The 20,303-nt window shown below is 71.7% G+C and carries 16 protein-coding genes; 9 read left to right on the top strand and 7 right to left on the bottom strand.

Features of this window, described 5'->3' with window-relative positions; genetic code table 11:
* The first annotated feature begins 6 nt into the window (after positions 1 to 6).
* The 3 genes from LK09_RS01240 to LK09_RS01230 are packed head-to-tail and all read left to right on the top strand — an operon-like array spanning position 7 to position 5,535.
* Positions 7 to 2,655: a glycoside hydrolase family 3 protein gene (locus LK09_RS01240; protein ID WP_052226268.1), complete on the top strand. Its 2,649-nt coding sequence runs from the start codon at positions 7 to 9 to the stop codon at positions 2,653 to 2,655.
* Between the two features lie 8 nt (positions 2,656 to 2,663).
* Positions 2,664 to 4,913 (top strand): exo-beta-d-1,3/1,6-glucosidase, encoded by a 2,250-nt coding sequence (locus tag LK09_RS01235; RefSeq protein WP_039394545.1) that lies wholly within the window; start codon positions 2,664 to 2,666, stop codon positions 4,911 to 4,913.
* A 4-nt stretch (positions 4,914 to 4,917) separates the two neighbouring features.
* Positions 4,918 to 5,535: a TetR/AcrR family transcriptional regulator gene (locus LK09_RS01230; protein WP_039394542.1), complete on the top strand. Its 618-nt coding sequence runs from the start codon at positions 4,918 to 4,920 to the stop codon at positions 5,533 to 5,535.
* 7 nt (positions 5,536 to 5,542) lie between these two features.
* On the opposite strand, the gene LK09_RS01225 is transcribed toward LK09_RS01230, so the two are convergent.
* Entirely contained in the window at positions 5,543 to 7,051 is a 1,509-nt protein-coding gene (locus LK09_RS01225) for a glycosyltransferase family 39 protein (RefSeq protein WP_039394540.1), read from the bottom strand.
* On the opposite strand from LK09_RS01225, the gene LK09_RS01220 reads away from it, so the two are divergent.
* The gene (locus tag LK09_RS01220) at positions 7,050 to 8,384 is read left to right on the top strand and encodes a flavin monoamine oxidase family protein (protein WP_039394536.1); all 1,335 of its coding nucleotides are present in this window, start codon (positions 7,050 to 7,052) and stop codon (positions 8,382 to 8,384) included. The two genes, LK09_RS01225 and LK09_RS01220, sit on opposite strands and share 2 nt — an antisense overlap.
* 3 nt (positions 8,385 to 8,387) lie before the next feature.
* Here the strand turns inward: LK09_RS01220 and LK09_RS01215 are convergent, their stop codons facing one another.
* Complete coding sequence (locus LK09_RS01215; protein ID WP_039394531.1) at positions 8,388 to 9,089, bottom strand: potassium channel family protein; 702 nt, start codon at positions 9,087 to 9,089, stop codon at positions 8,388 to 8,390.
* 63 nt (positions 9,090 to 9,152) lie between these two features.
* Between LK09_RS01215 and LK09_RS01210 the strand changes: the two genes are divergently transcribed.
* The 3 genes from LK09_RS01210 to LK09_RS01200 all read left to right on the top strand — a co-directional run bounded on the left by LK09_RS01210 (position 9,153) and on the right by LK09_RS01200 (position 13,342).
* Positions 9,153 to 10,202 carry a LacI family DNA-binding transcriptional regulator gene (locus LK09_RS01210; RefSeq protein WP_039394527.1) on the top strand — a complete coding sequence of 350 codons (1,050 nt, stop codon included), beginning with the start codon at positions 9,153 to 9,155 and terminating at the stop codon, positions 10,200 to 10,202.
* Between the two features lie 126 nt (positions 10,203 to 10,328).
* On the top strand, positions 10,329 to 12,851 hold the full coding sequence (locus LK09_RS01205) for a glycoside hydrolase family 32 protein (protein ID WP_039394524.1): 2,523 nt from the start codon (positions 10,329 to 10,331) through the stop codon (positions 12,849 to 12,851).
* An 11-nt stretch (positions 12,852 to 12,862) separates the two neighbouring features.
* Positions 12,863 to 13,342, top strand: a complete 480-nt coding sequence (locus LK09_RS01200; RefSeq protein ID WP_039394521.1) for a MarR family winged helix-turn-helix transcriptional regulator — start codon at positions 12,863 to 12,865, stop codon at positions 13,340 to 13,342.
* Between the two features lie 18 nt (positions 13,343 to 13,360).
* On the opposite strand, the gene LK09_RS01195 is transcribed toward LK09_RS01200, so the two are convergent.
* The 3 genes from LK09_RS01195 to LK09_RS01185 are packed head-to-tail and all read right to left on the bottom strand — an operon-like array spanning position 13,361 to position 16,860.
* A complete protein-coding gene (locus LK09_RS01195; RefSeq protein WP_039394961.1) occupies positions 13,361 to 13,789 on the bottom strand; it encodes a pyrimidine dimer DNA glycosylase/endonuclease V in 429 nt (142 codons plus the stop codon).
* Positions 13,786 to 15,984 (bottom strand): MMPL family transporter, encoded by a 2,199-nt coding sequence (locus LK09_RS01190; protein WP_039394518.1) that lies wholly within the window; start codon positions 15,982 to 15,984, stop codon positions 13,786 to 13,788. Before LK09_RS01190 ends, LK09_RS01195 begins: the two co-directional genes overlap by 4 nt.
* A gap of 54 nt (positions 15,985 to 16,038) precedes the next feature.
* Positions 16,039 to 16,860 (bottom strand): SDR family NAD(P)-dependent oxidoreductase, encoded by an 822-nt coding sequence (locus tag LK09_RS01185; RefSeq protein ID WP_039394515.1) that lies wholly within the window; start codon positions 16,858 to 16,860, stop codon positions 16,039 to 16,041.
* 85 nt (positions 16,861 to 16,945) lie between these two features.
* On the opposite strand from LK09_RS01185, the gene LK09_RS01180 reads away from it, so the two are divergent.
* Positions 16,946 to 17,980 (top strand): nitronate monooxygenase, encoded by a 1,035-nt coding sequence (locus tag LK09_RS01180; RefSeq protein WP_039394512.1) that lies wholly within the window; start codon positions 16,946 to 16,948, stop codon positions 17,978 to 17,980.
* A 27-nt stretch (positions 17,981 to 18,007) separates the two neighbouring features.
* Here LK09_RS01180 and LK09_RS01175 read toward each other — a convergent pair whose 3' ends face one another.
* Complete coding sequence (locus LK09_RS01175) at positions 18,008 to 18,484, bottom strand: SRPBCC domain-containing protein (RefSeq protein WP_039394509.1); 477 nt, start codon at positions 18,482 to 18,484, stop codon at positions 18,008 to 18,010.
* Positions 18,485 to 18,500: 16 nt separating this feature from the next.
* On the opposite strand from LK09_RS01175, the gene LK09_RS01170 reads away from it, so the two are divergent.
* Positions 18,501 to 18,878, top strand: a complete 378-nt coding sequence (locus LK09_RS01170; RefSeq protein ID WP_039394507.1) for an ArsR/SmtB family transcription factor — start codon at positions 18,501 to 18,503, stop codon at positions 18,876 to 18,878.
* Positions 18,879 to 18,936: 58 nt separating this feature from the next.
* On the opposite strand, the gene LK09_RS01165 is transcribed toward LK09_RS01170, so the two are convergent.
* Positions 18,937 to 20,229 (bottom strand): HNH endonuclease signature motif containing protein, encoded by a 1,293-nt coding sequence (locus LK09_RS01165; protein ID WP_052226265.1) that lies wholly within the window; start codon positions 20,227 to 20,229, stop codon positions 18,937 to 18,939.
* Positions 20,230 to 20,303: the final 74 nt, after the last annotated feature.

Below are 20,303 nucleotides of genomic sequence, written 5' to 3'. Positions count from 1 at the left end.
GACGCCATGACCGACATCCGCACCACGGTCGCACAGGCGCCGTGGGATGCCTGCCCCGAGGTCGACGCGCGCGTCGAGGAGCTCGTCGCGCAGATGACCCTCGACGAGAAGATCGCCTTCGTCACCGGCGAGGTGAACTGGAACTACGGCTTCTACGCCCGTCCGCTGGAGCGGCTCGGCCTGCCCGCGATCCAGATGGCCGACGGGCCCGCCGGAGTGCGCATCAACAAGGGCGACGTGCACGACGGGACCGCGACCGCCCTGCCCGCACCGATCGCCCTCGCCGCCACCTGGGACACCGAGCGGGCCCGCGAGTACGGCTCGGTGATCGGCGTCGAGTGCCGGGCGACCGACCACAACGTCTCGCTCGGGCCGGCCGTGGACATCGCCCGGGTGCCGCTGGGCGGACGCACCTTCGAGTCCTACGGCGAGGACCCCCTGCTGGCCTCGCGGATGGGCGTCGCGTTCGTCCGCGGCGTGCAGGACCAGGGCGTGCAGGCCTGCGCCAAGCACTATGCGATCAACAACCAGGAGGACCACCGCTCCACCATCGACGCCGTCATCGACGAGCGCACGATGCACGAGCTGTACCTGCCGCCGTTCGAGGCGCTCATCCGCGAGGCGAAGGTCGCCTCGATGATGGCGTCGTTCAACCGCATCAACGGCGAGTTCGCGTGCGATGACCACACGCTGCTGACGACCGACCTGAGGGACCGCTTCGGGTTCCGCGGCTGGATCATGAGCGACTACGGCGCGAACCACTCCACCGCGGCATCCGCCAACGCGGGCCTGGACCAGGAACAGCCCGGCGAGGGATTCTGGGGCGCGCAGCTGTGGCACGCGGTGCAGGCGGGCGAGGTGTCCGAGACCACCCTCGACGAGAAGGTGCGCCGCATCCTGCGTCCCCTCATCGGGCTCGGCCAGATCGAGAACCCGGTCGGCGTCGCGGAGTTCCCGGCCTCCGAGCATCACGACCTCGCGCAGGCGATCGCCGAGGACGCCATGGTGCTGCTGCACAACAACGGCGTCCTGCCGCTGTCGGGCGTGCGCCGGGTGGCGCTCATCGGCCCCGACGTGGATGCCGTCGGTGCGCGCGGAGGCGGCAGCTCGATGGTGCGGGGGACGAGGGGTGTGAGCCCCGTCGACGGACTGCGCCGCGCGCTCGGCGACGACGTCGAGGTCGTGACGACGCCCGGCTCCGACCCGGTGACGCCGGGCGCCCTCCTGCCGGGACCGGATGCCGTGCCGTCCGGCTTCTTCGCGACGCCCGACGGCGAGCGCGGCCTGCGCGCCGAGTTCTTCGCGAACACGTCGTTCGACGGCGAGCCGCTGCTGGTGCGGACGGAGGGGCAGATCGAGCTCAACCTCGGGTTCCACAACTTCCCGGGTTTCAACGCCGGCTCCCCGAGCTACGAGACGCTGCCCACCGAGCTGAACGGGCAGAGCTCTGTGCGCTACACGGGCACCCTGACGGTCCCCGCGACCGGCACGTACCGGTTCTCGGTCACCGCGCTCGGGCGCTTCTCGTTCTCCCTCGACGGCGTGGTCGTCGCCGGCGGCCGCGGCGACGACACCTCCGTCGCCCTCGCCGCGGAGGCCTCCGAACCCGCGCCCGACGCCGGCGCGCAGCCCTACGACTGGGGGTCGGGAGGGGAGGCATCCGCCGCGGTCTCCACGATCGACCTGCGCCTCGAAGGCGGCCGGCCGTACGCCCTCGTGTTCGAGTACGCCGCCGATGACCCCGCCCAGGGGTTCCTGCTCGGCGCCCGGGTGCGTCTGGGCTGGATCCCACCGGAGGGCGTCGTCTCCCCGAACGCGGCCGAGGCCGCCGACCTCGCTCGGCGCGCGGACGTCGCCGTCGTCGTGGTGCGCACCTACGAGGCCGAGGCCGACGACCGCCCGCACCTGCGGCTGCCCAGCGGGCAGGACGACACGATCCGGGCGGTCCTCGCCACCGGCACGCCGACCGTGGTCGTGCTGATGACCGGCAGCCCGGTCGACACGATGCACTGGGGCGCGCGTCCCGCCGCCCTGCTGCAGGCCTGGTTCCCCGGGCAGGCGCAGGGCGACGCCCTGGCCCGGGTGCTCACCGGCGCCGCCGAGCCGGGCGGCCGGCTGCCGCTGACGTTCCCGGCATCCCTCGCGGACACCCCCGCGGCCTCGCCCGAGACCTACCCGGGCGTGGACGGTCGCGTGCACTACAGCGAGGGCGTGTTCGTCGGGTACCGCGGGCAGGATGCCCGGGCCCTCGTGCCGGCGTACCCGTTCGGACACGGACTGTCGTACACGACCTTCACGTACTCCGACCTCGAGATCGAGGATGCCGGGTCGGATGCCGCGGCGTGCACCGTCGCGGTGACGGTGCGCAATGTCGGCGGGCGTGCCGGCAGCGAGGTCGTGCAGGTCTACGCCGGCCCGATCGCAGCCCCCGTCCCGGTGCCGCCGCAGCAGCTCGCCGGCTTCGCGAAGGTGCACCTGGCGCCGCGCGAGTCGGTGCGGGTGCGGGTGGCCGTTTCGCGCCGTGCCGTGTCGTATTACGATGTGGGCACCCACGGCTGGGTGACCCCGGGCGGAGAGGTCGGCATCCACGTCGGCGCGTCGAGCCGTGACATCCGGCTGACGGCGACCGCCGACGTCAGCCCTCCCGCCCGCTGAGGAGAACTGTGACGCATCCGCTCCACCTCGACCCGTCGGCGTCGGTCGACGAACGCATCGCCGACCTCCTCGGTCGCATGACGACCGCGGAGAAGGTGGGGCAGATGCTCCAGCTCGACGCCCGCGACGACCTGGCCGACCAGGTGCTGCGGATGCACGCGGGATCGCTCCTGCACGCCTCGCCGGAACGGCTGCTGCAGGCCCACGACCTCACGGCGCAGACGCGGCTCGGCATCCCGCTCCTGGTCGGCGAGGACTGCATCCACGGGCACTCGTTCTGGGAGGGCGCGACGATCTACCCGACGCAGCTCGGCATGGCGGCGTCGTGGAACCCGGAGCTTGTCGAGCGGGTGGCGCGCGCCACCGCGGTCGAGGTCGCCGCGACCGGCGTCCACTGGACGTTCTCGCCCGTGCTGTGCATCGCGCGGGATCTCCGGTGGGGCCGGGTGGACGAGACGTTCGGCGAGGATCCCTTCCTCATCGGCGAGCTGGCCTCCGCGATGGTGCGCGGCTACCAGGGCGACGGGCTGGCGGACGAGACCGCGATCCTGGCGACGGCGAAGCACTTCGCCGGGTACTCCGAGACGCAGGGCGGGCGGGACGCCTCCGAGGCCGACATCTCGCGGCGCAAGCTCCGGGCCTGGTTCCTGCCGCCGTTCGAGCGCGTGGCCCGCGAGGGATGCCGCACCTTCATGCTCGGCTACCAGACCATCGACGGCGTGCCCATCACCACGAACCGGTGGCTCCTGGACGAGGTGCTGCGCGGCGAGTGGGGCTACACCGGAACCCTCGTCACCGACTGGGACAACGTCGGCCGGATGGTGTGGGAGCAGCGGCTGCAGCCGGACTATGCGCACGCCGCCGCGGCCGCGGTGAAGGCCGGAAACGACCTGATCATGACCACGCCGGGCTTCTTCGACGGGTGCCTGGAGGCGATCGAGCGCGGGATGCTGGCCGCATCGGACCTGGACCCTGCGGTGTCCCGCATCCTGCGCGTGAAGTTCGAGCTGGGGCTGTTCGAGAACCCGCGGCGGCCCGACCGGGACCGCATCGCATCGGTCATCGGCACCCCGGCGCACGCCGAGCTCAACCTGGAGACGGCGCGGCGCAGCGTCGTGCTGCTGCACAACGACGGCGTGCTGCCGCTCGGTGTCTCTCGCGGTGGCGAGCGCACGCGGATCGCCGTGGTGGGGCCCCTGGCCGACGACGCGCAGACGCAGCTCGGCGACTGGGCGGGCGGATCCGGCCAGGCGGGCTGGCTCGACGGTCAGCCGCGCGACATGATCACCACCGTGCTCGACGGGCTGCGCGCGCACACCCCGTCGGACTGGACGATCACCCATGCGCCGGGCGCCGGCATCCTGACCCTGGAACCCGACCCGGCGGGCGAGTTCTTCCCCGACGGGCAGCCCCGCCCGCCGATCGTCGTGCCCGCGCCGGCGGACGAGCAGCTCATCGCGGATGCCGTCGCCGACGCGAGGCGCGCCGACGTCGTGGTGGCCGTGGTCGGCGACCGCATCGAACTGGTCGGCGAGGGCCGGTCGACGGCGACCCTCGACCTCATCGGCGGGCAGATCGCGCTGCTGGAGGCGCTGGCCGCGACCGGCACCCCGCTCGTGGTGGTGCTGATGGCGTCGAAGCCGCTCGTGCTGCCGCCGGCGGTGCAGGATGCCGCAGCCCTCGTCTGGGTCGCGAACCCGGGCATGCAGGGCGGGCGGGCGATCGCCGAGGTGCTGCTCGGGATCGTGGAGCCGTCCGGTCGCCTGCCGATCTCGTTTCCGCGGCACGTCGGCCAGCAGCCGACGTACTACAACCAGATCCGCGGGCAGCACGGCGACCGGTACGCCGACCTCACCCAGGAGCCCGCGTTCGTGTTCGGCGAGGGCTACGCGTACTCGTGGGCGGAGTACTCCGACCTGCGGATCGCCGACGACCGCGTGCCCCGCGACGGCACCGTCCGGGCCTCCGTCACGGTGCGCAACGTCGGCGACCGTCCGATGCGCGAGACCGTGCAGGTGTACGTCAGCGACCGGGTCACGTCGGCCAGCTGGGCCGAGCAGGAACTGAAGGCGTTCCGGCAGGTCGACCTCGCCCCCGGCGAGGAGCAGCGGGTGGAGTTCGCACTTTCGGCAGGAGACCTTACGATTGTGGGTGCGGATGGCCACCGTGTCGTGGAGCCTGGGGAATTCGAGCTGCGCGTGGGTCGTTCCAGCCGTGCCCGCGATCTGATCGGGGCATCCTTCGTCATCACGGAATGAGCACATGGCACGAGCCGGCACCTACGCGAAAGGCGTCGCACGGCGTGAGGAGATCCTCACCAAAGCGCTCGAGGTCGTGGCCCAGTCCGGTCCGAGCGCGGCCTACGTGAAGGACATCGCGGATGCCGTGGGTCTCACCCCCGCGGGCCTGCTGCACTACTTCGACAGCAAGGACGAGCTCTTCGCCGAGATCCTGCGCCGCCGCAACGAAGTGGACGTCGAGAACTACTGGCCGCGGGCGTCCGAGGCCGAGCACCTGGAGAGCCTCCGCCGCGGCTACCTCGACATCATCGAGCACAACGCGACGGTGCCGGGCGTGGTGCAGCTGTACATGCGGGTCGCCGCCGACTCTCCCTCTCCCGACCATCCCGCGCACGCGTTCTTCCGCGAGCACGGGGAGGAGCTCCGCGCCGCCCTGATGCGCGGCATCGTGCGGCTCCAGGCCGAGGGCGAACTCGACCCGGGCACCGACCCGGAGATGCTGGCGCGCGTGCTGCAGGCGGTCGCGGACGGACTTCAGATGCAGTGGATGCTCGAACCCGACGTCGACATGGCCGCCGGCGTGGACACGCTGTTCTCGCTGCTGGTGCCCGCCCGGCGCGCGGGCGATCAGCGCTCGTAGAGGGCGATCAGCGCTCGTAGAGGGAGATCGCGCTGGAGTGCTCGCGGAGCGTGCGCGTGCGGTGGAAGCCGAGGTCGGCGAGCTCGCGGACGCCCCAGGCATCCACCCGGGCCCCCGTCGCGTACTCGACCAGCCACACCCGCCGCACCCCGTCGAAGCGTCCGATCGCGGCGGCGTGGTGCACCGAGTAGACCGTGTCTGTCCAGAGCGTGTTCTCGGCGTACGGCAGATGAAGCGCCAGGTTGGTGACGTTGCGGAAGGATGCCGGATCGGTGTCCATCGCGAGCTCCGGGCGCCGCGAGGGCTTCGCGGAATGGTCGAAGAGGATGCCGTCGCCGGGCCGGGCCTCGGCGGCGATCCTGGCGGAGATCTGGTTCCAGTCCGAGTGGTTCATCGCGTACGGGCTGCGCTGCGACGCCCAGACGGGCACGGCGAGCGCCACCACGACCGCCGTCGCCGTCACCGGCAGCCAGTTCCTGGCCACCCGTCCCCGGGCGCTCCACCGACTCGCGGTCCACCGGGCGAGCCGGCGGATGCCGTACGCCATGAGCAGGGCGGCCGCCGGCGCGGACATCGTCGCGTAGCGGGCCGTGAAGCCGGCCATGACGGGCGTCGCTGCGATCAGGATGCCCATCGGCAGCACCAGCCAGGCGACCGCGAACAGCTCGAAGTGCGGACCGAGCGGGCGGGCATCCGACCGCGCCCGGCGGAGGTCCCGCACCCAGCCGATCACCGCGACGGCGATCAGAACCCACGCCGCCAGCGCGAAGGAGACGTGCCCGAACCACATCGAGACGCCGACCTCGTGGAGCGTGATCGTGCGGGTGCTGAGAAAGGCGATCTGGTTGCGCTCGATGACGGCGAACACGATCACGGGGAGGGCGCACGCGACCGCGATCGCCGACGATTTCAGCCACGGCCGCCACTGGTCGCGCAGCGGCGGGGTGAGCCACAGCGCCACGCCCACCACGCCGAACATCAGGCCGAGATACAGGAACGTGTAGATCCCGGCGCACAGCACGATCCCGTACGCGATCCACCACCGCCGGGCGGATTCCGGATGCCGCAGGATCTCCGCGAAGATCACGGCGATCGCGGTGGCCAGCAGCGCATCGAACGCGTAGGCCCGCACCTCCTCGCCGGCGAAGGTCAGCTGCGGGATCACCGCCGTCACCACGCCCGCGCACGCCGCGAACCGCAGCGACCCGAACCGCGACGCCAGCCAGGTCACGCCGGCGACGGTCGCACCGATCGCGATCGCCGACGGGAACCGCTCGGCGAACGGCGTCGTGCCGAAGATCCGGATCCAGAAGTGCAGGGCGAAGTAGGACAGCCCATGCACCGCATCCACGTGGGCGAGCATCACGAACAGCGATCCGAGCGGGCGGCGCGCCGACAGGACGCTGGCCGCCTCGTCGCCCCACAGCGACGGGATCCACGACCCGATCACGCTCACCGCGGCGCCGAAGACTCCCAGCACGACTGCGAGACGTATCGCGCGAGAGGATGGTGCCATGACGGATGCTCCCCTCGACACGATCATCGTCGGCGCCGGCGTCGCCGGCCTTACGGCGGGGAGGATACTCCAGCGAAACGGCGTGCAGGTGACAGTGCTCGAAGCCCGGGGCCGCGTGGGCGGCCGCCTCCACTCCGACCGCACCGGCGCTTCGGTCACCGACCTCGGGGCGTCGTGGATCCACGGCATCGACGAGAACCCGCTCACCGACGCGGTGCGCGCTTTCGGGATGCGCGAGGTCGAGTTCACCGTCGGCAGCTACCAGCCCGGCGGTCGCCCGATCGCCTACTACGGGCCGGATGCCGCCCGCCTCACCGCCGCGGAGGCGCAGGCGTTCGCCGACGACGTCCACGCGTTCGACGGGCAGCTGGCGAGGACGATCTCCGAGTCCGCCCGCGGCGCGTCGTATCTGCAGGCGGTGGACACGGCGCTGACCGCCCTCGCGTGGGAGCCGCACCGTGCGGCGCGGGTCCGCGAGTTCCTGCTGCACCGGTCCGAGGAGCAGTACGGCGTGCACGCGCGTCTGCTCGACGCGCACGGACTCGACGACGACCAGGTCGACGGCGACGAGGTGGTGTTCCCGGACGGCTACGACGCGCTCGCGACGCACCTCGCCGAGGGTCTCGACGTGCGCCTGCGCCACGAGGTGTCACGCGTGGAGTGGTCGGATGCCGGCGCCTCGGTCGTCACGGGCGACAACACCCTGTCGGCATCCCGCGTGGTCGTCACCGTGCCGGTCGGGGTGCTGCGATCCGACGCGTTCACGATCGATCCGCCGCTGCCCGCGCCGGTCGCGGACGCCCTCGCCGGCCTCGAGATGAACGCCTTCGAGAAGGTGTTCCTGCGGTTCGACGAGAAGTTCTGGGACGACGACGTCTACGCGATCCGGCGCCAGGGCGACAGCGCCCTGTGGTGGCACTCCTGGTACGACCTCACGGCGCTGCACGGCATCCCGACGCTGCTGACGTTCGCCGCGGGACCGGCCGCGATCGAGACACGCACGTGGGACGACGCGGCGATCGCGGCATCCGTGCTCGCCGCGCTCAGCGAGATCTACGGAGATCGCGTTCCGGCGCCGGCCTCGGTGACGGTCACCCGCTGGCAGGATGACCCGTATACGCGCGGCTCGTACGCCTACATGAAGCCCGGGGCGTCCACCGCCGACCACGACCTGATCGCGACGCCCATCGCGGGCGGGGTGCTGCAGCTCGCCGGCGAGGCGACCTGGACCGAGGATCCGGCCACCGTGACCGCGGCCCTGCGGTCCGGACACCGCGCGGCCGAGCGGGTGCTGGGGCGGGAGGTGCCGTTCAGCGACATCTGGGCGGCGTGACCCTCAGCGCCCGAGTGCGTCGGTGAGCGCCTCGATCTTCGCCTCGAGCGCCTGGATGTGCGCGACGGTGGCGGCATCCTGCGACTCGTCGCGCTCCGCGACGCGCTCGACGATCCACGACGCCAGGGTCGCCGTGATGAGACCGATGAGCGACACCCCGCCGATCATCAGCCCGACGGCGATGAAGCGTCCCTCCAACGTGATGGGGGTGAAGTCGCCATAGCCGACGGTGGTGACCGTCTCGAACGCCCACCACAGGGCGTCGCCGAACGTGGTGATGTGCGCGCCGGGCGCGGGTCTCTCCACGTCGAGCACGGCGAGCGACGCGACGAACACCAGCAGCGACGCCGCGCAGGCGACGTACAGCAGCAGGCGTCCGCGGATCGCGTTGCCGGCGGTGCGCTGCAGGATCGCGAGGATCGTCACCAGCCGCAGCACCCGCAGCGGGCGCAGCATCGGCAGGACGACGATCGCCAGGTCGAACAGGTGCGTCCAGAACCAGCGGCCGCGCTGGGGCGCGAGGACGAGGTTGACGATGTAGTCGAGCACGAACACCGACCAGGTGACGGCGATGAGGGTTTCGCAGGCCGCGAGGGCGGGCCCGTGCAGGTCGGCGATGACCTCCCACGCGTAGGCGAGGAGGAAGAGGACGGAGGCCGCGATGAGCGGCCATTCGGTGAGGCGCTGCCAGCGTTCCTGTGTCATGGCGCCGATCGTAGTGTCGCGGCTGACCACCGTAGGCTGAAGCACGGAACTTCAGGAGGCGATGTGGGCGACCAGCAGCAGGATGCCGCACCCCGCCGCCCGACGATGCGGGATGTCGCCCAGGCGGCGGGAGTGTCCGCGACCGCGGTATCGCTGGTGCTCAACGACCGTGAGGGCGCCCGCATCGCGCCCGAGACGCGGGCGCGCATCGTGGCGACCGCGCGCGAGCTCGGCTTCCGCCCCAACCTCACCGCGCGCCAGCTGCGCCTGCAGCAGACGCAGTCGATCGGGATGCTCACCGACGGGATCGCCGCGTCGCCGTTCGCGGGCCAGATCATCCGCGCGGTGCAGGATGCCGCCTGGAAGTCGGGCCGGCTGCTGCTGCTCGTGAACACCGACGGCGATCCCGATCTGGAGCGCTCCGCCGCCCGCGAGCTGCTCGACCGCCGCGTCGACGGCCTGCTTTTCGCGTCGATGATCACGCGAGAGCTCGACCCGCTTCCCGAGCTGGCGTCGGTGCCGTCCGTGCTGGTCAACTGCTTCCCCGCCCCCGACGCCGCGCAGATCCCGGCGGTGTATCCCGCCGAGCGGTACGGCGGCGCCCTGGCCGCGCAGCGGTTGATCGACGCCGGCCATCACGACATCGTCGCGCTCACCGGCGACGACGACTGGCCCGCGCGCGAGCGAACGGCGGCGTTCCGTGACCGGATGCGGGATGCCGGCCTCCCCGTCGGCGCGCACACCGTGGTCCCGGGCCGGTACACGACTGCGTCCGGGTACGAGCGAGCACGCGGCATCCTGCAGGCGCCGGACCGTCCCACGGCGCTGCTGTGCGGCAACGATCGCATCGCGCTCGGCGCGCTGCTGGCGGCCCAGTCGCTCGGGCTCACCGTGCCCGGGGATGTGTCGCTCGTCGGCTACGACGACCAGGAAGAGCTGGCGGACGAGGTCCGCCCGCGCCTGACGACGGTGAGCCTGCCGTTCTACGAACTCGGCCGGCGCGCGACCGAGACGCTGCTGGGCCTGATCGCGGGCGACGAGGCGCCCGCCCGCGCCGAGGTGCGGGGCGAACTCGTCGAGCGCGACTCCGTGGCCGCTCCGCGGCATCCCTGACCGGGTTCGCACCGATCCGCTCTTGCGCTCGGGCGCGAACCCCAGCAGACTGTGCGTTGCGTGATGCTAAATCGAATTATCACGCCCCGGGCGACGGTCGCCCGGACGCGAACGAGGAGGTTCCCGATGGTCCATTCACGATGGCGACGCAGAACGGTGACGGTGGTCTCGGCCCTCGCCGCCGCCGCCCTGAGCATCCCGGCCCTGAGCACTCCGACCCTGAGCGCTGCAGCGGCGACTCCCGCCACCGGCTCGACCGGGTCGACGGGGTACGACGAGCCCTTCCGGCCGCAGTTCCACTACAGCCTGCCGTCCGGCTGGATCGGCGACCCCAACGGCCTCGTCTTCGACGACGGGAAGTACTACCTGTTCAGCTTCGGCACCTGGCAGGGCGCGACCAGCACCGACCTCGTGCACTGGACGGACATCCCGGTCACGGGCCCCGCGCACGACGCGGGCAGCAGCACGTTCTTCTCGGGCAGCGCGGTGGTCGACACGAACAACACGAGCGGGTTCGGCACCCGGAAGAACCCGCCGATGGTCGCGATGTACACGAGTGTGCAGGACGGCACGAACATCGAGAAGCAGTCGATCGCGTACAGCACCGACAAGGGGCGCACCTGGACCCGCTACGCCGGCAACCCGGTGCTCGACGCCTCCTCGGTGAACTTCCGCGACCCGAAGGTCTTCTGGTACGCCCCGACGCAGAGCTGGCGGATGGTCATCACCCTCTCCGACCAGCACAAGGTCGCGGTGTACTCCTCGCCCGATCTGAAGAGCTGGACCCACCTCAGCGACTTCGGCGCGGCAGGATCCACCAGCGGCGTCTGGGAGATGCCCGACCTCTACGAGATGCCGGTCGACGGCGACGCCCGCAAGACCAAGTGGGTGCTGAGCGTGAGCGTCGGCAGCACCGGCGTGCAGTACTTCGTCGGCGACTTCGACGGCACGACCTTCACCTCGGACGACCCGTCCACCTACACCCCGCCCGCCGGCGACGCGCTGGACGCGTTCGAGTCCGGCAGCTACGGCGACTGGACGACCACGGGGACCGCGTTCGGGGATGGCCCCGCGACGGGCGCCCTGCCCGACCAGCAGGAGGTCACCGGCTTCGACGGCACCCGGCTCGTCGACAGCTTCCACGGCGGCGACGGGTCCACCGGTACCCTCACCTCCCCCGCGTTCACGATCGACAAGCAGCACCTGAACTTCCAGGTCGGCGGCGGAAACCACCCACGCATCGACGGAGCCGTGCCGGCGGGCACGCTGCCGGCACACACCGTGTTCGCCGACTTCTCCGGCGACACGTACGGCGACGGCTGGACGGCGACCGGCGCGTTCGCGAACTCCGGGCCGTCGACCGAGCAGCTGCCCGGGCAGCTCGGCCCCAAGGCCCTGGACACCTGGGCTCCGGACGGGGACGCCGGGCAGGGCACCATCAGCTCGCCGCAGTTCACGATCGACAGCACGTACATCGACCTGCAGATCGCCGGCGGGGAGCATCCCTGGGGGCAGGCGAACCCGACCGCGGTGAACCTCGTCATCGACGGCGCTGTCGTCGCGACCGCCACCGGCACAGGCAGCCCCACCCTCACGTGGACCAGCTGGGATGTCTCCCGCTATCACGGGCAGACCGCGCAGATCCAGGTCGTCGACCAGAACGACGGCACCCTGGGGTGGGGGCACCTGATGGTCGGCGACATCCTCTTCGCGGATGCCCCGGTGCAGCCGTGGGACGTGCAGACCAGCGTGAACCTGCTCGTCGACGGACAGGTGGTCCGCTCCGCCACGGGCTCCGGCAGCGAAGCCCTGGACTGGACGTCGTGGAACCTCGCCGACCTCCAAGGACGCCAGGCCCGCATCCAGATCGTCGATGCGAACACCGGCGGCTGGGGGCACATCCTCGCCGACGATTTCCGCCTCAGCGACCAGCCTGCGCTGAGCACGAACCAGCGCGCGCACTGGATCGACTTCGGGTCGGACTTCTACGCCTTCAACACCTGGAACGGCACCAAGCAGAACGAACGGATCGGCGTCGCCTGGATGAGCAACTGGGATTACGCGGGTCAGGTGCCGACGAGCCCCTGGCAGGGGGCGGAGACCCTCCCGCGCACCATGAAGCTGGCGACGCTCGACGGCCGCGCACAGCTGGTGCAGCAGCCCGTCGCCGCCCTGTCGTCGCTGCGCACCGGTCCGCCGGTGAAGCTCGCCGGGGTCACGGCATCCGACGCGGCCGTCCCGCTGAACGTCGCCGGGACGACGCTCGACCTCACGACCCGCCTCACCGCCGGCTCGGCGAAGACGTTCGGGCTGGACGTGCGGACGGGCAGCGGCCAGTACACGCGGATCGGCTACGACGCCGTGAACGGGCAGGTCTTCGTCGACCGGACGCATTCCGGTGACGTCGGCTTCAGCTCCGCGTTCCCGGGCGTCACGTCGGCGCCGCTCGCGCTCGACCACGGCGCGGTCACCCTCCGCATCCTCGTCGACCGCGACTCGGTCGAGGTGTACGCCGGCGACGGCCGGGTCACCCTCACCGACCAGGTGTTCCCGGATGCGACGAGCGGCGGGGTGCGGCTCTTCGCGACCGGCGGCACCGCGACGCTGCAGAGCCTGAACGGCTGGCACCTGAAGTCCAGCTGGCGGTAGATGATGGAGGGATGACCCCCGAGGATGCCGCTGCGAGCACCGCGTCGTCGCGAGACGACGCGGTGCTCGCGCTGCTGCGCGCCGTGCGCGACTTCGGCGACGCCCACGACCGCATGAACGGTGCGCTCAAGCACGGCATGGACATGAACATCACCGACCTCGCGGCGCTGCGGCTGCTCATCATGCGCGAGGAGCGGGGCGTCGCCGTGACGCCGGCGGACATGTCCCGGCACCTGCGCATCTCGACCGCGTCGACCACCAAGCTCCTGGACCGCCTGAGCGCGGCCGGGCACGTGGTCCGGGTGCCGCATCCCACCGACCGCCGCGCCCTCGTGGTGGAGCTGACCGATCACGCCCGGTCCGAGTTCTTCCGCCTGTTCGGGCAGCGGCTGGCCGCGATGCGCGAGGCGTTCGCGCCGTTCAGCGACGACGAGCTGCGCGCCGCGGCCCGGGTGCTGGATGCCACGGCCGGAGCGATCGACACCGAGTAGGCGCCGGACCCGGCATCCTCATCCGCGCTCCCACGACGCCACGGGTCCCGCGACGACGTGGAACAGCGGATGCGGCCGCGGGACGGCTTCCGCCCAGCGGCGCGCGTCGTCCGGGCTGCGTGCGGCGAGCTTGCGACCCAGGTGCGCCCACTCGTGGGCGAGCTGCCCGTCGGTGACCGCGATCACCGGGTGCGGCGCGGCCGGCGACACGACGCGGGTGCGGTCGAACCGGTACCCGCGCCGGTCGGCCTCGTCGGCGAGACCGGTGAGGTATGCGCCGACCGCGGCGACCGGGTCCGGTTCGGCCCGGAAGCGCTCCAGCTGCGGGTGGTGCCGGTATCCGGCCGTGGCGCCGGTGAGCACGGCCTGGGCCAGCAGGCTCTCCCGCCAGCAGGCGACGAGGCCGGCGCGGTCGAGACTGCCCGGATGCAGCGACCAGAGCCTCACCGGGCGGCGCTCCGGCTCAGCCGGGACGGCCACCAGATCGCGCGACCGATGTCGTACGACAGGGCGGGCACGAGCAGCGAGCGCACCAGGAAGGTGTCCAGCAGCACGCCGAAGGCGACGATGAACGCGATCTGCACGAGGAACAGGATAGGGATGACGGCGAGCGCCGCGAACGTCGACGCCAGCACGATGCCCGCCGACGTGATGACCCCGCCGGTGATGACGAGGCCGCGCAGGATGCCGTCGCGGGTGCCGTGCTCCCGGGACTCCTCGCGGACGCGCGTCATGAGGAAGATGTTGTAGTCGACCCCGAGGGCGACGAGGAACACGAAGGCGAACAGCGGCACGGCCGGGTCGGCGCCCGGGAACCGGAACCCGTGGTCGAACACGAGCGCGGAGACGCCCAGCGCACTCGCGAACGAGAGCAGCGTCGTGAGCACGAGCAGGAGGGGCGCGACGATCGCCCGCAGCAGCAGCATGAGGATCAGCAGGATCACCAGCAGCACGATCGGGATGATGAGCGTGCGGTCGTGGATGGAGGCGGCATCCGTGTCGATCGCCGTCGCGGTCACGCCGCCGACCTTCGCGCCGGTGGAGGCCAGATCGGAGCGGATGCTGCGCACGGTGTCGGCGGCGGCCGCCGAGTCGGCCGGGTCGGTGAGCGTCGCCTGCAGCAGGACGCGTCCGCCCACGACGGTGAGCGCCGGCGCCGGGGTTCCGGGCGGCCCGAACGCCTCGGGGCCGTTCGTGCCGATGCCGACCGCGCCGCTCGGGCTGTCCTTCGAGGTTCCCGACACGCTGCCGATGCCGTCGGCGTTCAGCAGTGAGTCGGCGGCATCCTGCATCCGGCTCTCGTCGACGAGGACGAAGACGGGACTGCCGGAGCCGGCCGGGAAATGATCGCCGAGCACGGTCTGCCCCGCGCGAGCGTCGGAGTGCCCGAGCACCAGGTCGGACTGCGCGACGCCGTCGGCCTGCAGCTGGGTGGCCCCGGCGGCGGCCGCGAGCAGCACGACGGTCGCCGCGATCCAGGTGAGGCGGGGGCGGCTCCGGATGCCGGCGGCGACGCGCGGCCAGGGGCCGCGGCGATGGAGGATCTCGTCCGGGGCGGCATCCGGCTCGAAGGGCGGGCGGCGCGGCCAGAACACCGCGCGGCCGAACGCGAACAGGAGTGCCGGCAGCAGCGTGAGGGCGGCCAGCATGGCGAACACGATGCCGATCGCGGCGACCGGGCCCAGAGTGCTGTTCGACTTCAGGTCGCTGAACAGCAGGCAGAGGAGCCCGGCGATGACGGTGCCGCCGGCCGCCAGAATCGGTTCGAACGCGCCGACCCAGGCACGTCTGACGGCCGTCCAGCGGTCGCGGGTGGAACGAAGCTCCTCCCGGAAGCGGGCGACGAGCAGCAGCGAGTAGTCGGTCGCGGCGCCGATCACCAGGATGAACAGGATGCCCTGCGTCTGCCCGCTCAGCAGCAGCACGCCGTCCTTGGCGAGCCACCACACGACGAGCAGTGCGACGCACAGGGCGAACATGCTGGTCAGCAGCACGACGACCGGGAGCAGCAGCGAGCGGTAGACGGCGACGAGGATGATGAACACCGCGAGGAGCGCGGCGCCCAGCAGCAGACCGTCGATGCCGGAGAACGCTTTGACGAGGTCGGCCGTGAAGCCCGCGGGGCCGGTGACGAACACCTGGATGCCGGCCGGCACGTTCGCGCGCAGACCGTCGCCGACCTCCGCCACGATCGTGCCGACCTCCCCCGCGGCATCGATCGGGAGGAAGACCTCGGCCGCTCGCCCGTCTTTCGAGACGAGCACCGGGGATGCCGAATCGACGACGCCGTGGATCTTCGCCGCCTGGTCGACCGCGTCGCCGAGTGCCGTGCGGGTCGCGGCGTCGATGGTGCCGGAGGAGCGGAACACGACCACGGCGGGGATCGCATCGGACCCGAGGAATTTCGGGAGGCTGTTCTGCACCTTGGTCGCATCGGCCGACGACGGGAGGTAGGCGGTCGGCTCGTTGGAGGAGACCTCGTCGACCTTGCCGAACAGCGGGCCGCCGAGTCCCGCGGCGACGAACCACCCGAGGATGAGCGCGGCGGACAGGATCACCCGCAGCACGCGTCCGCGCCGGGGCGGCGGCGTGCTGCGGGTGCGAACCGGTGCGGCGACGTCGGTGGTGTCGTTGGTGCTCATCGTCGCTCCCGGAGAGAAGATCGCTAGAAAAGCTAGCGATCTGACGCTAGCACGTCACGACGTCCAGGGGCGCGTGAAGGCGCTCACCCGCGAGCCGTCGAGGTCTGCGAGCGAAACGCCGACGAAGGAGGACGCCGCCTCGGACGTCTGCCAGCGGAAACGGAACTCGGAGGCCGTCGCGGCATCCGCGATCGTCTGGGCGGCGCTCTCCGGCGTCTGGGCGTTCGCGAACGCGCCCGCCGTGCGCGCCTGATAGGCCTGCAGCAGCGGCTGATACGCCCCCGCGTCGGTCGGCCGGGAGACGTTCGCGACGAAGTCGCTGGCGACGGCCGCCGGCTCGATGACCGACACGTGCACGCCGAAGTGCTCGGCGGTCGCGGCGAGGGACTGCATGAATCCTTCGACGGCGAATTTCGCGCCGCAGTAGGCGTCCGCGAACGGCTGCCCGACCACCCCGCCGACGCTCGTCACGGTGACGATGTGGCCGCGACCGCGCTCGCGCATCGCCGGCAGCACCAGCTTGGTCAGGTGCACCGGCGCGAGATAGTTGACGTCCAGCTGCGCGTGGATCTGCTCCATCGACAGCTGCTCGGCCGAGCCGACGCTCCCCCGGCCGGCGTTGTTGACGAGCACGTCGATTCCGCCGTGCTCGGCGACGATCTCTTCGACGACCCGTGCCGCGCCGGCATGGTCGACGACGTCGAGGGTGCGGATGTCGAGCTGCACGCCGGCCTCGGCGGCGGCATCCCGCAACCGGTCGGCGCGGCCGGTGTCGCGCATCGTGGCGACCACGTTCAGGCCGCGGCGGGCGAGCTCCACCGCGGCGTGCATTCCCATGCCGGAGGACGTTCCGGTGACGAGTGCGAGATCAGTCATGCGCCACACGTTAGCCTCCGTGGCCCGGCTGCGCCTACCGTGGAGGGAAGGCGAAAGGTCCTGTTCGCCGAGGGAGGAACCGCCGATGCGTGCACTGCCGGATTCGCTGGGTGTGCGTCTGCCGATCGTCGCCGCGCCGATGGCCGGCGGGCCGACGACGGTGGCGCTCGCGGCATCCGTCGCCGCGGCGGGCGGCCTGCCGTTCCTCGCCGCGGGATACAAGACGCCGGATGCCGTCGCCGACGAGATCCGGCGGCTCGAGGCGGTCGGTTCCCCGTTCGGAGTGAACGTGTTCGTGCCGTCCGGGCCGGATGCCGACGGTGCCGCCTTCCGCGCGTACGCCGCCGAGCTCCAGCCCGAGGCCGATGCCCACGGAGTGCCCCTGAATCCGGTGCCGGTCGCCGACGACGACTTCTGGCACGAGAAGCTCGACATGCTGACGCGGCATCCCGTCCCGGTGGTGTCGTTCACGTTCGGCCTGCCCCGTGCCGCAGAGATCGCCGCGCTGCGCCGGGCGGGATCCGTCGTGCTGGCGAGCGTCACGACGCCGTCCGAGGCCGTGGCGGCCCGCGAGGCGGGTGCCGACGGGCTGGTCGTGCAGGGTCCGGATGCCGGCGGGCACAGCGCGACCTTCGACGCGGAGCGGGCGCTCGACGAGATCGGTACGGCCGAGCTGGTCGGCCGGGTGCGCGCCGCGATCGATCTTCCCGTGATCGCCGCCGGCGGCGTGGACGGGCCCGCCGCGGTGGCGACGCTCCTGGCCGCCGGCGCCGAGGCCGTCGCCGTCGGGACGCTGCTGCTGCGCACCGACGAGGCGGGGACGTCGGCGACCCATCGCGCTGCGCTCGCCGACCCCCGCTTCGACCGGACGGTCATCACCCACGCCTTCACCGGTCGCCCCGCTCGGGGGCTGCACAACGGCTTCATCGCCCGGCACGAGGCCACCGCGCCGTTCGGCTACCCGGCGATCCACCATCTGACCCGGGACCTGCGGCGCGCGGCGGCCCAGGCCGGAGACCCGGACCGTGTGCACCTGTGGGCGGGCACCGGCTACCGCAGCGCACCGACCGGACCCGCGGGGGACGTGATCCGCTGGCTGGCGACCGATCTCGACCGCTGACGGGCTCCACCGCCCGGCGGGCGCCCGTCACTTGTAGAAGCCGTCGCGGAGGTTGATGCCGTGCTCGACCCACATCTTGAGGGCCGCGAGCATCCCGGTCCACCCTTCGCAGTTGCCGAACGCCGCCTTGGCGCCGTCGCCGCTCGCCAGCCAGGCGCCCTCGGTGATGGTGACGAGGGTGCGCGCTCCGTCGTCGATCGGCTCGAACTCGAAAGTGGTGACGGTGGTGGCGTCGCCGGACGCCGCACTGCGCGCACCCCATCGGACGACGATGCGGTGCGGGGCCTCGGCTTCGACGACCGTCACCGGGAATCGCCCCGGGAAGTCCGCGAAGTCCCAGGTGACGTCTTCGCCCGGCTCCAGCCGACCGCGCGCGCCTCCCGTCGCGAAGTAGTGCGACAGCTGCTCGGGATCGGCGACGGCTTCGTAGACTTCCGCGATCGGACGCGCGACGCGGCCCGACACCGAGAAGGAGAGTTGATTGAGTTCCGCTGACTCGTTCATGTTGTAGTTTTATAACATGTCAGATGTGGAGCGCAAGCCCCCCGACGCCGTGGAGCAGGGTCGCGCGGACCCCGATGACCGGGTGTTCAAGGCGCTCGCGGCGCCGGTGCGCCGGCGCATGCTCGACGCCCTGAAGGAGCAGCCCCTGACCACGGGGGCGCTGTGCGCGCGGTTCCCCGAGATCGACCGGACCACCGCGCTGCAGCATCTGCGGGTACTCGAGGCCGCGGAACTCGTGTCGGGCCGCAAGGTGGGCCGCGAGCGCGTGCTCACCCTGTCGCCCGTGCCGATCAAGCGCATCCACGACCGCTGGATCGGCGACTACGCCCGCGCCGCCGTCGACCTTCTCGCACGGCTGGATGCCCGGGGCGCGGAGGAGGTCGGACGCGAGTGAGGGCGCCATCCCGGTCCCGCACAAGGCCGCTCCCGTTCCGCGCGGGCGCGCATGGCGTTCAGAAGGGCGCAGATGTGGTGGTGAACGTGGGGAGGGTGCGTTCGGGTGGGACGGTGTAGACCCGCCCGAGCGGGCTGGTCCATTGCACGGACCCGTCGGGTTGCTGCCGGGTGCACCATGCGGTGCCGTGTTTGACGATGTGGTGGCCTTTGCAGAACGGATTCAGGTTGGTGAGCCTGGTTTCGCCACCCTTGGCCCAGTCCAGGCCGTGGTCGATGTCGCACCGGTCGGCGGGCACGTTGCAGCCGGGGGCGAGGCAGCGTCCGGCGCGCCATTTCACGAGCTGTCGGAGCTGTTTGGGTGGCCGATATTTCTTGCGGCCGACGGAGAGGATGATCCCGGTCTCGGGGTGGGTGAGCACCCGCATCCAGTCCCTGGACCCGCCGGCCAGCCGCCGGGCGACCTCGATCGGGACGGGGCCGACGCCTTCGACGTGGGCGGGTTCGGCCGCGGCGGCGTGCTCGTCGTCCAGGAGGGAGAGGGCCGGGACGGTGACGACCACCTCGGCGCGAATCCCGCGAGCCGCTTTCGGATGCGCCGGGGCGACGCCTTCGATGAGCAGGTCTCCGAGCACGTCCGCACGCACCTGATCCAGGGTCCGTTCGTCGCGCCCCGCGTCTTTCTCGGAGGACTGGTCGGGGTCGGGCTGGGCGTGCAGGATTGTCTTGCCGATGCGAGTGAGGCGTTCGAACCCGGCCTTCAACTCCACCGCCGGACCGTACAGGCCCAGCCACGCCATCCCGTCCGCACCGGCCTCGTACTGCACGCGCCGGTGCTGCAGGGCGGTGTCGTGCCGCTCGGTCAGCGTGGGCTGCTGGACCTTCTCGATGAGCGCCCGGAGCGTCCGACGGAACACACCCACCGGCTCGGTCTCCGCCAGCGCCACGGCCGGGTCGATCAGGGCGTCCCGCAGTTCGGGGTCGACACCGTCGAGCAGGGTCACCAGGATCTCGGAGTGCTTCACCGACATCCGACCGGCCTCCAGTGACGAGAACGCGACCGGGTACCGGTGCACCAGCGCCTCACCACGGGCCATCAGCATCCCCGCCGTATGCTCCGTCACCCCCATCGCCGCGGCCAGCTCCAACCGCACCGAGCGGTCCACCAGGTCGCGGTTCGTGAGCCCGTCAGCGGCGGCCCGCGCGTACGACTCCCGCCGCAGCAGGTCGATCTGCTGCACCCGCCGGGAATCGATCACGGACATCATCACGTGCATCTCGAGGATCTCGTTCAGCGGCTCCGGCACCCAGGACTCGGGCTCCCGTTCCACATCCCGCGACCCGTCGTCCATGCTCAACACTCTAGTATCTTTGTTCTATCTTGGCAAACCGACCCAATGTTGATTGTCGAACCTCAAGACCAGAT

The organism is Microbacterium mangrovi (assembly GCF_000802305.1).
In the GTDB taxonomy this organism is placed as follows: domain Bacteria; phylum Actinomycetota; class Actinomycetes; order Actinomycetales; family Microbacteriaceae; genus Microbacterium; species Microbacterium mangrovi.
The sequence above is the reverse complement of the archived record's forward strand: the minus strand, read 5'-3'. Positions and strand labels throughout refer to the sequence as shown.

Coding starts and splice junctions, on each gene's coding strand:
- LK09_RS01240 (WP_052226268.1), top strand. CDS start 7: ATGACCGACATCCGCACCACGGTCGCACAGGCGCCGTGGGATGCCTGC.
- LK09_RS01230 (WP_039394542.1), top strand. CDS start 4,918: ATGGCACGAGCCGGCACCTACGCGAAAGGCGTCGCACGGCGTGAGGAG.
- LK09_RS01220 (WP_039394536.1), top strand. CDS start 7,050: ATGACGGATGCTCCCCTCGACACGATCATCGTCGGCGCCGGCGTCGCC.
- LK09_RS01225 (WP_039394540.1), bottom strand. CDS start 7,051: ATGGCACCATCCTCTCGCGCGATACGTCTCGCAGTCGTGCTGGGAGTC.
- LK09_RS01215 (WP_039394531.1), bottom strand. CDS start 9,089: ATGACACAGGAACGCTGGCAGCGCCTCACCGAATGGCCGCTCATCGCG.
- LK09_RS01205 (WP_039394524.1), top strand. CDS start 10,329: ATGGTCCATTCACGATGGCGACGCAGAACGGTGACGGTGGTCTCGGCC.
- LK09_RS01200 (WP_039394521.1), top strand. CDS start 12,863: ATGACCCCCGAGGATGCCGCTGCGAGCACCGCGTCGTCGCGAGACGAC.
- LK09_RS01190 (WP_039394518.1), bottom strand. CDS start 15,984: ATGAGCACCAACGACACCACCGACGTCGCCGCACCGGTTCGCACCCGC.
- LK09_RS01185 (WP_039394515.1), bottom strand. CDS start 16,860: ATGACTGATCTCGCACTCGTCACCGGAACGTCCTCCGGCATGGGAATG.
- LK09_RS01180 (WP_039394512.1), top strand. CDS start 16,946: ATGCGTGCACTGCCGGATTCGCTGGGTGTGCGTCTGCCGATCGTCGCC.
- LK09_RS01175 (WP_039394509.1), bottom strand. CDS start 18,484: ATGAACGAGTCAGCGGAACTCAATCAACTCTCCTTCTCGGTGTCGGGC.
- LK09_RS01170 (WP_039394507.1), top strand. CDS start 18,501: ATGTCAGATGTGGAGCGCAAGCCCCCCGACGCCGTGGAGCAGGGTCGC.
- LK09_RS01165 (WP_052226265.1), bottom strand. CDS start 20,229: ATGGACGACGGGTCGCGGGATGTGGAACGGGAGCCCGAGTCCTGGGTG.